The organism is Petrotoga sibirica DSM 13575, from assembly GCF_002924625.1.
In the GTDB taxonomy this organism is placed as follows: domain Bacteria; phylum Thermotogota; class Thermotogae; order Petrotogales; family Petrotogaceae; genus Petrotoga; species Petrotoga sibirica.
Genome location: NZ_JAHC01000033.1, coordinates 46,561 through 59,653, shown reverse-complemented (window position 1 = coordinate 59,653; position 13,093 = coordinate 46,561). Strand labels below are relative to the sequence as shown.

Below are 13,093 nucleotides of genomic sequence, written 5' to 3'. Positions count from 1 at the left end.
GGTTCTCGTGATTAAGAAAAAAGGGCAAGGTAATTATTTTGGTAAATGAAAGTTTAGCAACAGGGGATTCTGTGAAAGGTAAAGTTGTAGACATCAAAAAGTTTGGTGCTTTTTTAGAACTTGAAAATGGTGAAGAAGGATTTGTACACATTTCAAAGATTTCAAAAAAGTATGTTAGAGAGATATCCAGTTTTTTAAAAATTGGTGATGAAGTTCAAGGAAAAGTCATAGGAAGAACAAAAGACGGAAAGTATGAGTTGTCTTTAAAAGATTTCGATGAAGAAAAAGAGGATACTGGAAAATCACATAATTTCGAAAAAAGATTGAACCAGTATCTAAAGGACAGCGAAAAGAAGATATCAGAGTATAAAAAGCATTTAGATAAGAAAAAGAATACAAGAAGAAGATAATTAATTATAAGATTTATAGATTATATATAGAATAATCATTAAGAGGGAGAATTTCTCCCTCTTAATTATTTTTTAGGTCTTTGAAAATTCTAAACTCTGCTCTTTTCTTTTTAAAGTAACAAACTTTGTGGTAAAATAATTAAGAAAGATGGGAGTGTTTGCTGCAGTGTGCAAACGATGTTTTAAAAATGATTTTGACTTTGAATTTGAACTTGATTATGGGGTTCTTAAGGGGTTAACCCCTTAACGTCTAGGAGTCGGGTGAAGAGGAGCTAAAATTAGCTTTAAGTACATATATAGAGGACAAAAAAGATCTAAGGAGGATTAGCATTTGAGTACTTATACAAGGATAAAAGGTACCAAAGACATTTTTGGAGAAGAAGTTAAGTACTGGGAATACATTGAAAATACCGCAAAGAAACTGTTTAAAATATACGGTTACAAAGAGATAAGAACCCCGTTAATTGAAAAAACCGAACTTTTTAGCAGAGGAATAGGCCAAGAAACAGATATTGTTCAAAAAGAAATGTACACTTTTGATGATAAAAAAGGAAGGTCACTGACCTTAAGGCCTGAAGGAACCGCTTCAGTAGCAAGGGCTTATATAGAAAACTCGCTAATAACGTTTGGATCTCCTCAAAAATTATTTTACATAGGTCCTATGTACAGATATGAAAAACCTCAGGCAGGTCGTTATAGGGAGTTTTATCAAATAGGAGCAGAGATTTTTGGAACAGACCATCCTTTAGCAGATGCAGAATTAATCACATTTATCTACGATTTCTTTAATAAGCTAAAATTGAACAATTTTAAAATTAAAATCAATAGCATTGGTACCTTTAAAAGTAGGGGAAAATACAAAGAAGTATTGAAAACTTATTATCAGCCATTGTTACCCAACCTATGTGAAGATTGTCAAAGACGTTTCAATACCAATATTATGCGCTTGTTGGACTGTAAGATCGACGTGGAAGCGGCAAAAAACGCTCCTTCCATCTTGGATTATTTAGACGAAGAAAGTCATGAACATTTCAACAATCTCCAAAAGTATTTGAAGGGTTATAATGTACCTTATCAAGTTGATCCAAAGATTGTGAGAGGTTTAGATTATTACACGAAAACGGCCTTTGAGGTAGAACATTCTGATTTGGGTGAACAAGCAGTCATAGCAGGTGGTGGTAGATACGACGACCTCGTTGAACAATTAGAGGGTCCTAAAACTCCAGGGGTTGGTTTCGCCATAGGGATTGAAAGGGTAATAGAAGCATTAAAAAGAGAGAATGTCGAGGTTGAGAGTGAAAGCAAAATAGATGTTTACATTGCTTTTCAAGGTGAAAAGGGTGAAATGGCAGCTGTTACTTTAACGAAAGAACTGAGAAAGAAAGGTATAAATACTTTTCTAAATATATCAAAAAGGAATTTATCGGGGCAATTTAAACATGCCAACAGATTAAACGCTAAATATGTCGTTGTACTAGGGGATGAAGAGATTTCTAGGGATATCGTCACAATAAAAAACATGAAAAGCGGAGAGCAGACCCAGATTGAAAGAAATTGGGTGGCTGAAATCATTGTGGAAAAATTGAGAGAGGAATAAAGACTTTTTTAACTGGAGGAAATGGAATGATTTTGCTGAGACCTTTTATTATTTTTATAACCTTTGTATTGTCATACATACCCGTCCTACAATTCGTTGGATTGGCGTTATTATTTTTTATTTACCACGTTTTGATCAGAAACAGAAACCTTCATATTGAACGGATGAAGAAGGTTTACCAATCGAATAATTTAAGTTTTCCAGATATTAAAGAGAAGAGCCCTATAATTTGGTTTGCATTGTACATAGTTTCTTTTTTGGTATTAAATGTTTTTTATTTATACTTGATACAACAAGTAGGAAGTTTAACATTCGAAGAAATGCAAACTTTCGCACTCCCTAGTTGGCAGATTTATTTATTTTTAGGAAGTTTTTTATTAAGCTGGATCTCATATGCGAGTATGATAAATAGGATTGACAGAGACCAATGGCAGCTTCAAGAATCTGAAATTAGCAATAAAATAGTTAAAAATCGTTTCATCAAATTGAGAGAGGGAAACGTCGTCATGTTATTGAGAATTATTACCCTTGATATATACCAATGGTTTCTTTTGTTTTTCTTAATAAGAGAAACAACAATACATTATTTTGAGGATGGAACCGCTACGGGAAGGTATCTTCAACTGATCAAAAAAGATGAGAAAGAAACACAAAACGAAACGTCAACAGATGTCACAGCCGCAAAACCAGAACAAGAAGACCCTTATGAAAAAATAATCAATCAAATTAAAAATATGGGGAAAGATGAAAGATATAGCACAATTTTTTCTCATGTTACATCCATATCTGACAAAAAGAAAGCCGAAGAGATATTGGAAAAGTTACTGGAAGATGGTTATATAAAAGAGGAAGAATACAAAAAACTCCAACAATTTTTGTAATTTTTGCTTTTGCTGATTTCTGCAAAACTCTTTTTCGTAATGCTTTAGAAGTAACATCCTAATCCTCATTTGCGAAGCAAATGATGTATGATTTTGAATTTGGGGGTGAAACAACCAACTATGTTTGTCCCATTATCAGGTGCAGATATTACTGACTTTGAAAAAAAAACTATTATGGATGTTTTAAATTCTGAAAGACTTGCTCTGGGACCTTACTTAGAAAAATTCCAAGAAATAATAAAAGAGTACGCTGATACAAAATATGCTCTTGCTGTGAATAGTGGGACATCAGCCTTACATTTGATTTTAAAGGCTTTGGATTTTCAACAAAATCAAAAAATGATCGTAACGCCTTTCACTTTTATTTCTTCGGCTAATGTAGCTTTGTTTGAGAAAGGAATACCGGTCTTTGTTGACATAGATCCTCATACTTACAACTTATCTATCAAAAATTTAAAAGAATTCATAGGCAAAGATTACAGAGATGAGGTTACAACTTTTATGGGTGTAGATATTTTTGGAGTTCCCTTAGAGTGGGATGAGATACTTAAGATTCTTCCAGATAAAATAAAAATAATTGAAGATTCTTGTGAAGCACTAGGAGGAGAATATAAGGGGCGTAAATTAGGAACTTTTGGAAAAGCTGGTACATATGCTTTTTATCCAAATAAGCAGATAACCACCGGTGAAGGCGGAGTTATAGTTACTGATGATGAAGAAATATTTGAGTTATGTAAGTCCATGTCTAACCAAGGTAGAGGCAAAAGCGGTGAATGGCTAGTAAGCGAGAGACTCGGATACAATTACCGCATGGATGAGATGTCTGCCGCACTTGGTTTTGCTCAAATGAAACGGATAGAAGAAATAAGTTCTAAAAGAAAAGAGAAAGCTATGAATTATTTTGATTTGTTTAAAAGTGAAGAAAGAGTAGTTTTACCTTTCATTCCGCAAGAAGTTACTTCTCAAAGTTGGTTTGTATTCGTTTTGAGATTGAACTTAGATTGGGTATCAGAGTTAATTCATATACCTACATGGGTTAGAAATTTTGATCTACCTATGAAAATTGAAGGGGAACAAAATAGAAAAGAATGGAAAGAATTAGTAAATAAGATAAGAAAAGTCTTACGAACCTTCTTAAAAAAATTGGGTGAAAAGGGTGTTGAATCTAAAAATTACTTTTATCCTGTCCACTTACAACCTTTTTATAGAAAAATGTTTGGTTATGAAGAAGGAGATTACCCAGTCACAGAGCTCATCTCATCTTTAACTTTTGCGATCCCATTTTTCTCCAATATCAGTCTTGAAGAACAGAATTATGTATATCAAATAATAACAGATAGCTTAACGGAGATGAAAAATGAAACATTTGACTAAAAGATCTTTTAGATTGATGATAATAGACTATATTTTGTTTTTCCTTGCATACATTGTTGCGATGTTCATAAGGTTTCAGTTTGACTTTGTGGAGATGAGAAAGTACATCTCCCCCATTTTTTTCTTTCCCTTGATTATGGTAATTGTTTTTTATTACTCTGGAATATATAGATACATTTGGAGATTTGCCACTCTTAACGAATTAAGGCCTGTATTTAATAGTGGTTTCATAGGTTTTCTTATCAACTTTTTTGTTTTTGAGTTTGTAAGAAGATATATAAGCAATATTTTCACTCTTCCTTTCAGTGTGGCAGCAACCGCATCTGTAGTTGGAGTAGTCTTTGTTTCAGCTAGTAGGATATATTGGTTTTCAAGACACTCTCGAAATTATAAAAAACAGATAAGTGGAATTAAAAATATCCTTATAATTGGAGCGGGGGATGCAGGAACTGAATTGTTGGGGGAGTACGAGAGGCATCCAGAAGAGGGATCGGTTGTAGGCTTTTTAGATGATGATCCAGAAAAGATAGGAAGAAACATTCGAGGCTATCCTGTACTGGGGAAAATAAATCAAGTTATGGATTTTTTAGATAAATATAACGTTGAAGAGGTTATAATAGCTATTCCCAGTGCTTCATCTGATCAGATAAAAAAAATCATAGATTATGTTGATACATCAAAGGTTAGGCTGAAAACTTTGCCAGGAATCTTGGAAATTTTAGATAACAAGTTATCACTTGGTTTTCTACGAGAAGTTGATATTTCCGATTTACTTGGTAGAAAGGAAGTTAGTGTTGATTTAAAAGAGATCAAAGATTACATAAAAGGCAAAAAGATACTGGTTACTGGTGCAGGAGGGAGCATAGGTTCTGAAATATGCAGACAAGTTATGCCAATGGGACCCAAAGCTCTTTTCTTACTAGGAAAAGGTGAAAACAGTATTTTTGAAATATCAAATGAATTGAAAGACAAGTTCTCAGATGCGTTTATAGAAGAACTTATCGCGGATGTGTCTGATGAAAATAGAATGAGGTATTTATTTTCAAAATATGGATTTGATGTTGTTTTTCATGCCGCTGCTCATAAACATGTTCCCCTCATGCAAAAAAACCCAACAGAGGCCTTTAAGATCAACACGATTGGAACTTACACCGTAGCAAAACTCTCTGGAGAATATAATGCAGAAAGATTTGTATTTATCTCCACGGATAAAGCCATCAAACCAACATCCATAATGGGTGCTTCAAAGAGACTTGGGGAAATTATAGTAAAGACATTGTCCAACTTTTATCAAACAAAGTATGGAATTGTAAGGTTCGGAAACGTTTTAGGAAGTAGAGGTAGTGTGATTCCAATTTTCAAAGAACAGATACAAAAGGGTGGTCCCGTTACGGTCACACATCCAAATATGAAAAGGTATTTCATGACTATTCCTGAAGCTGTCTCTTTAGTATTACAATGTGGACAGTTTGCTCAAAAGGCTGAAATATTTGTTTTAGAAATGGGTGAACCTGTCAATATTGATCGCTTAGCAAGGGACTTGATCAGACTTTCCGGGTACATCCCTGATCAAGATATCAAAATAGTTTACACAGGCATCAGGCCTGGTGAGAAATTATACGAAGAAATATTCTTGGAAGATGAAGATTACGAGAAAACGAGAAACAAACGAATCTTTATTTCAAAATCCAACAATCACGAAATAAATAAAGAGAAACTAAATGAATTGATAGACCAAATAAATATTATGATAAAAAATAATGATTACAACAGTGCTATTGAGATAATAAAAGATTACATTCCAGATTCAAATATTTCAAAGATTAGCGAAGGGACGCTAACAACTACAACAATCAAACAAGGAGGCAAAAAGCTATGAAAGCATTAATACTCTGTGCAGGGAAAGGAACAAGACTTCGACCACTAACCTTCACAAACGCTAAACCATTGATACCGATAGCTAACAAACCAACCATTATGTATAGCTTAGAAAAAATAAGGGACGCTGGGGTTACAGAGATTGGTTTGGTAGTAAATTCAGAAAATATAGAAGACTTTAAAAAAGTCTTAGGTGACGGAAGTCAATTAGGTATAAAATTATCGTATATTATACAAGAGCACCCAAAAGGTTTGGCTCATGCGGTAAAGGTTTCAAAAGAATTCCTTGGCAATGATGACTTTATAATGTACCTAGGGGATAACCTGATAAACTTTGATCTTAAGAATTTTATAGACCAGTTTAAACAAGGAAATTATGAATCTTTTATACTTTTGACTTCCGTTGATAACCCTTCACAATTTGGAATAGCGGTGATGGAAGATTCTAAAGTAACAAAGGTTGTCGAAAAACCAAAAGATGCTCCATCGAATCTCGCAATAATTGGGGTTTACATATTCACTCCGAAGGTTTTTGAGGCAATTCAAAATATTCAACCTTCGTGGAGAGGGGAACTTGAAATCACCGATGCTATCCAATGGTTAATAGATAATTCAAAAAACGTTGGAGCTCACATTGTTGAGGGTTGGTGGAAAGATACAGGAAAACCTGAAGATTTGATCGAGGCAAATAGAACGATTCTTAGTACTTTAAAAGAACGAAAAATAGAAGGAGAAATAAGATCAGATTCCTCAGTTCAAGGAATGGTACATATGGGGAAAAATACGAAGATAATGAATTCTATTATCAGAGGACCTGTAATAATCGGAGAAGACGTTACAATAAGTAATGCGTACATAGGGCCATACACAAGCATAGGTGACAGTGCTTATATAAACTCTTCAGAGATTGAAAATAGTATAATCTTAAGTTATGCAAATATTTCAAATGTGTATATAAGGATAGAATCGTCTATTATAGGAGAAAATTCAAAGATTTATTCAACAGAAAGGAAACCATATTCACTAAAATTAGTTATAGGTGATTATAGCAATATACAAATACCAAAATGATAGATAATTATCTTGGAGGTAAGAATAATGGACGATAAAATAAAGATAATAACAGAACTTTGGAACAAACTGTATCCTGATAACAATAAATTGGAAACGCTCTTAGACTTTTTAAAATCAAAAAAAGATTCTTTCGCCTATATACCAAAAGATAAATTTTGGTATAAAAAAGGTTTGGTCTATTCTACTTATGTGGATCTGTTCGCTGGTGATTTTGACAAAATGAAAGAAAAATTAGATTATTTGAGTAATTTAGGTGTAACTATCTTATGGCTTCTTCCTATTTTACAGTCTCCAATGAAAGACCAAGGATTCGATATTTCTGATTTTTACAATGTTCGAGATGAATTAGGCGGTAATGAAAGTTTTTTTGAGTTCATTAATCTTGCCCACGAAAAAGGCATAAAGATCCTTTTTGATGTTGCAATAAACCATACTTCTGATGAACATCCATGGTTTCAAGAGGCTAAAAGATCAAAAGATTCTAAGTATAGAGATTATTATATATGGAGTGACACCGATAAAAAATACTCTCAAGCCCGACTGCTTTTTAAAGGAATGGTAAACAGCAACTGGACTTACAACCCTGAAACAAGTGACTATTATTTTCATAGATTTTACGAAATACAACCGGATTTAAACTACAGAAATCCTGACGTGCTGATAGAGATGATCAAAATTTTCACCTTCTGGAAAGAACATGGTGTTGACGGTTTTCGGATGGATGCAGCACCATTTTTATGGAAAGAAGAAGGTACTAACTGTGAAAATTTAATTCAAACTCACTGGATTTTAAAAATCTTCAGAGCAGCTTTGGATTACCTAAAAGAAGGAACAGCATTGATCGCAGAAGCTAATCAACCTCCTAAAGACGTTGTTGCATACTTTGGTAATTCTGACGAATGCCAAGTTGCGTACCATTTTCCGGTTATGCCAAAAATTTTTTTAGCCATAGCTGAAGGTAATCCAAACTATATAATAGATACCCTTTCTGAAAAAATTACTCCGTCCATTCCTGAAGATTGTCAATGGTTCGTTTTTCTAAGATGTCATGATGAATTAACCTTAGAATTCGTCGACCCAGAAGAAAGGGCAAAGATGTTGAAATATTATCTGCTCGATGAAAGATGGAACTTTAGAGAAGGAGAAGGCATCGCAGGAAGATTGTACAACCAAATGGGTAAGGATTATAAAAAAGTGCTTTTAGCTTATTCAATTTTGTTTTCTTTGGATGGAACACCGATAAATTATTATGGTGATGAAATAGGAATGGAAAATAACGAAGAATTTTATAAAAAAATGACTGAAAAAATAGGCTACAAAGATTCAAGATTTTTCAACAGGGGACCTTTCGATGAAGAGAAAAGAAAAGAAGCTCTGAACAACCAAGAGAGCGATAGTTATAAGATTTTTCATGGAATAAAAAAGATGCTTGATTTGAAACAAGCCAACGAAGATCTGTTTTCAGAAAAATCTACGTATGAAAATATAGATGGTGTATTTAAAGTTACAAGAAAAAAAGGAAATAAAAGTATTGTTATCTATAACAACTTGACCGCTGAAAGCAAATCATTAGATAATATCACTTTGCAACCCCATGAATATTTTTGGAAAATAAGTTAAAATCGCTTCGAGGAACAAATTGTAGGGTGGGGAGCGGGGTGAAAGGGCGCTATATACAAAGTTTCTAAAGGTAGTCAAAATCTTTTTAGGAGGAAAGTTAGTTGACAAAAAATGATTTCATTGAAATAAAAAGGATAGTCTCTGATGCCGGTGAAAAATTAAAAATGTGGAGTACCGAGAATTTTCATGTTAATTCAAAAAAATCTCGAACCGATCTTGTAACCGATGTGGATTATCAAATACAGGAATACCTAATACAAGAGATAAATAAAAGCTTCCCAAATTCATCATTTTTAGCAGAAGAATCAGGGTTAACTAAAACTCCTGATAAAAACGAATATTGGGTTATAGACCCTATAGACGGTACGGTTAATTTTTCAAGGGGATTACCAGAACATTGTATCTCGGTTGCCTATGTTGAACATCAAGAACCAACAATAGGGATTATCTATTCACCTTTCATGAACCTTTTTTACTCAGCCACAAAAAACAATGGCGCTTATTTAAATGATAAAAGATTGAGACCTCACTGGGCTAAAAATTTTGAAGATGCTATGATTTCCCTTGGAAATGAGAGAGGGAAAACATATAAATATTTTAAAGCATTGGAAGAAAAAGTTATGAGGATTAGACTGTTTGGTACCGCCGCCTTGCAGATCGCTTATGTGGCGTCGGGTTTTTTGGATGCCTTCATATCTATAAGATCTCATCCGTGGGATGTAGCAGCGGGACATTTAATATTAAAAGAAGCCGGCGGTGAAATTGTAGATATCGATGGAAAAAATGTAAATATTTTTCAGTCGGACGCTCTTTACTGCAACCCTTATATTACTCAAGATCTGATAAATAATTTAAAAAATATTCAAAAATTTCAATGAAGAGTAATAATTCGTATTGATTGGTCCAACGAAACAAATGCGCCCACAGGGCGCATTTTTATTTAAGTGGTTCGTATTTTTATACTTTCTTCTACCGGTGTAATATAAATCTTTCCATCACCTATCTTACCTGTTTGCGCGTGTGTTTTTATAGTTTCTATAATTTTTTCGACTTTACTCTCTTCGGTAACTATTTCTAACTTGACCTTTTCCTTGAATTTTACTTCATATTCTTTTTTCTGTTTGTAATTTTCTACCTCTTTTTCCTCACCTTTTTGACTACCATATCCATAGATCTTATCAACATTAATGCCCTCGATACCTACTTTTTCTAATCCTACAATGACTTCCTCAAATTTTTCTGGCCTGATAAAGCATTCAATTTTTTTGTATCCCATATTATTCACCCTCCTCATCAATTTTTACTCTCACGCTTCGACCTTTAAGCGGAGTTAAATCAGGATAACTGACAGATCCATGCTCTACAAAATCTAAGCCCTCTATTTCACTAGTAGAATCAATCCTTAAACCTATTGTTAAATCGATACTTTTAAAAAGGATGTAAGTAGTTGCAAGGGTCCAACCTGCAACAGCTAACACCCCTTTAAGCTGGGTTAAAAACAGGTTTACTCCTCCACCGTAGAGCAATCCACCGTCCACAGCAAATATTCCAACCATTAATGTACCGAATGCTCCGCCAACTCCATGAACAGAGATCGCTCCAACGGGATCATCGATATGTATTTTGTCGAAAAATTCTATAGCTAGAACAACTAAACTACCGGATAAAGCACCTATTATAGCAGCTCCCACGTTAGTAACACTGGCGGTGCCGGCGGTGATCCCAACCAATCCAGCTAAAACACCATTTAGGGTAGAGTTGACGTCCGGTTTTTTGTAAATAAACCAACCTATCGTCAACGCCCCCAACCCTCCTGATGCGGCAGCTAAATTTGTAGTCATCGCTATATCAGCGATTTTGAGATTTAAACCTGAAATGGTACTTCCCGGGTTAAAACCAAACCATCCAAACCATAGTATGAAAACCCCTAAAGCAGCTAAAACTAAGCTATGTCCTGGAATCTTATTCGGCGTTCCATCTGATCTGTATTTACCGGTTCTTGGCCCTAAAACCATTGTTCCCATCAGTGCAGCCCATCCGCCTACGGAATGGACAACTGTGGAACCTGCAAAATCAACCATATCTGATAACCAACCTCCACCCCATATCCAATGACCAACTATGGGATATATAAATGCACTGATGAAAACACTGTAGATCAGATAACCTGTGAATTTAGTTCTTTCCGCCATTGTTCCCGATACTATAGTTGCAGCGGTTGCAGCAAATACCGTCTGGAATATTAAAAAAGCGTTAAGCGGAATGTTTAATCCCAGATATTCAAAACTTCCTTGCCAACCTATGAAAGCATTCCCAAGCCCAAACATAATAGTAAATCCTACTAGCCAGTAAAGTATTGAGCCCACTAAAAAATCCGTAAAGTTTTTCATGATGATGTTTACCGTGTTCTTTGATCTTGTAAACCCTGCTTCCACGAGCGCAAATCCAGCTTGCATAAAAAACACTAAAAACGCTGCGAGTAAAGTCCACATAGTATCGATGGAGCGTACCACGTCCTCCATAGTAAAACTATCTGCAAGTAAGACGGTTGGAAAAATAAAGGCAACGGACAACATCAACAAACCCTTCCAAGCTCTTTTCATAATACCCTCACACTCCTTTTTTTATTTTTTACAAACCCCAGAATATGGTACTTAACGTAGACTTTTTTCACCTCCCATTACAAAATAAAAAAACCGACGCATTAATTTTTCTGCGTCGGCTTTATAACAACAATACTACAGCGTTTTGAGCCGACGCTGTTTATTATTGTTATTATTGGAAGAAATTAAGTATTCATTACACTCTTTTGCCGCTTGTTTCGCTTCATTTATTGCCCATACTACCAAACTTTGTCCCCTTCTCATATCTCCAGCTGAAAAAATCCCTTCTACATTTGTCGAATATTTTCCTTCTTCCGTTTTAACGTTTGATCTTTTATCTATTTCTACATTTAGCTGCTCAATTAAATACTTTTCAGGGCCTAAGAATCCCAAGGCTAACAGAACTAAATCTGCTTTCCATACCTTTTCTGTTCCGTCTATTTTTCTTGGAAACAATTTCCCTGTTTTATCCTGTTCCCATTCTACTTCAACGGTATGGACCTCTTTAACATTACCTTTTGTATCTCCAACAAATCTTTTAGTTGAAATGTTATACAATCTCGGATCTTTACCGAATAGTTCTGCATATTCCTCCTGAGCATAATCAACAGTTAAAACTTTGGGCCATTCTGGCCAAGGATTGTTTTGCCCCCTTAAAAGTGGAGGTTTGTCCATAATTTCAAACTGTACCACGCTTTTACAACCCTGTCTTAAACTAACGCCCACACAATCCGTTCCTGTATCGCCTCCTCCGATTACGATAACACTCTTACCCTTGGCAGAGATCTCCTCAATATCTTTTTCACTTTTTAAAAGTTGAGACAGTATTCTCTCGTTCGCACTCTTCAAAAATTCTGTGGCAAAGTATATCCCGTTTAGGTTTCTTCCCTCCACATTTAGATCTCTCGCTTTAGCGGTACCTCCACATAATACAACGGCATCAAACTCTTCTTTTAGCTTTTGAGCTGGGTAATCTTTACCAACGTCCACATTAGTCTTGAATTGTATACCTGATTTTCCCATCAATTCTATACGTCTTTTTACAATCTTTTTGTCCAATTTCATATTTGGTATGCCGTAAGTCAATAAACCCCCAGGGTAATCATTCTTTTCAAAAACGGTAACTTCATGACCATATCTGTTTAACTCCCAAGCACATGATAACCCTGCCGGTCCAGAACCTACAACAGCCACCTTTTTACCAGTAGAGTAAGATGGTTTATCCACTTCTACCCAACCATTTTTGAATGCTTCTTCTATAATATAATATTCAATACTTTTAATGGAAACCGGATCCTTTACCAAATTGTTTACACAAGCTTTTTCGCATGGAGCCGGACAGACCCTCCCTGTGAATTCTGGGAAACTATTTGTTTCGATCAACCTTTCGTAAGCTTCTCTCCAAAGGTTTCTATATACTAAATCGTTCCATTCTGGAATCAAATTATTCAAAGGGCACCCCGAGACCATATGATTTATCAATATGCCAGAATGGCAAAACGGCGTGCCACAGTTCATACATCTTGCTGCTTGCATTCGGAGTTCATCTTTTTCCATTTCTATATATAATTCTTCCCAATCATTTATTCTTATCTTTGAGGATCTTTCTTCAGGGGTTTTTCTCTCATACTTTAGAAATCCTTGAGGGTCGCCCAT

11 protein-coding genes are annotated in these 13,093 nt (G+C 34.9%); 8 read left to right on the top strand and 3 right to left on the bottom strand.

Features of this window, described 5'->3' with window-relative positions; all coding sequences use genetic code 11:
- Window positions 1-38 precede the first annotated feature (38 nt).
- The 8 genes from AA80_RS09015 to AA80_RS08980 all read left to right on the top strand — a co-directional run bounded on the left by AA80_RS09015 (window position 39) and on the right by AA80_RS08980 (window position 9,712).
- On the top strand, window positions 39-410 hold the full coding sequence (locus AA80_RS09015; protein WP_103067514.1) for a S1 RNA-binding domain-containing protein: 372 nt from the start codon (window positions 39-41) through the stop codon (window positions 408-410).
- 331 nt (window positions 411-741) lie between these two features.
- Window positions 742-2,007 carry a histidine--tRNA ligase gene (gene hisS, locus AA80_RS09010; RefSeq protein ID WP_103877436.1) on the top strand — a complete coding sequence of 422 codons (1,266 nt, stop codon included), beginning with the start codon at window positions 742-744 and terminating at the stop codon, window positions 2,005-2,007.
- Between the two features lie 26 nt (window positions 2,008-2,033).
- Complete coding sequence (locus tag AA80_RS09005; protein WP_103877435.1) at window positions 2,034-2,888, top strand: hypothetical protein; 855 nt, start codon at window positions 2,034-2,036, stop codon at window positions 2,886-2,888.
- A 120-nt stretch (window positions 2,889-3,008) separates the two neighbouring features.
- Window positions 3,009-4,262, top strand: coding sequence for a DegT/DnrJ/EryC1/StrS family aminotransferase (locus tag AA80_RS09000; protein ID WP_103067517.1), 1,254 nt, complete (start codon window positions 3,009-3,011; stop codon window positions 4,260-4,262).
- Entirely contained in the window at window positions 4,246-6,141 is a 1,896-nt protein-coding gene (locus AA80_RS08995) for a polysaccharide biosynthesis protein (RefSeq protein ID WP_103067518.1), read from the top strand. Before AA80_RS09000 ends, AA80_RS08995 begins: the two co-directional genes overlap by 17 nt.
- Window positions 6,138-7,211 (top strand): glucose-1-phosphate thymidylyltransferase, encoded by a 1,074-nt coding sequence (locus AA80_RS08990; protein WP_103877434.1) that lies wholly within the window; start codon window positions 6,138-6,140, stop codon window positions 7,209-7,211. The genes AA80_RS08995 and AA80_RS08990 overlap by 4 nt, the downstream gene beginning before the upstream one ends.
- A gap of 27 nt (window positions 7,212-7,238) precedes the next feature.
- Window positions 7,239-8,834, top strand: a complete 1,596-nt coding sequence (locus AA80_RS08985; RefSeq protein WP_103067520.1) for an alpha-amylase family glycosyl hydrolase — start codon at window positions 7,239-7,241, stop codon at window positions 8,832-8,834.
- A 101-nt stretch (window positions 8,835-8,935) separates the two neighbouring features.
- Window positions 8,936-9,712 (top strand): inositol monophosphatase family protein, encoded by a 777-nt coding sequence (locus AA80_RS08980; protein ID WP_103067521.1) that lies wholly within the window; start codon window positions 8,936-8,938, stop codon window positions 9,710-9,712.
- Between the two features lie 62 nt (window positions 9,713-9,774).
- Here the strand turns inward: AA80_RS08980 and AA80_RS08975 are convergent, their stop codons facing one another.
- The 3 genes from AA80_RS08975 to AA80_RS08965 form a co-directional block, all read right to left on the bottom strand.
- Window positions 9,775-10,110, bottom strand: coding sequence for a P-II family nitrogen regulator (locus AA80_RS08975; protein WP_103067522.1), 336 nt, complete (start codon window positions 10,108-10,110; stop codon window positions 9,775-9,777).
- 1 nt (window position 10,111) lies between these two features.
- Window positions 10,112-11,437: an ammonium transporter gene (locus tag AA80_RS08970; RefSeq protein WP_103067523.1), complete on the bottom strand. Its 1,326-nt coding sequence runs from the start codon at window positions 11,435-11,437 to the stop codon at window positions 10,112-10,114.
- 135 nt (window positions 11,438-11,572) lie between these two features.
- The gene (locus AA80_RS08965; protein WP_103067524.1) at window positions 11,573-13,093 is read right to left on the bottom strand and encodes a glutamate synthase subunit beta; all 1,521 of its coding nucleotides are present in this window, start codon (window positions 13,091-13,093) and stop codon (window positions 11,573-11,575) included.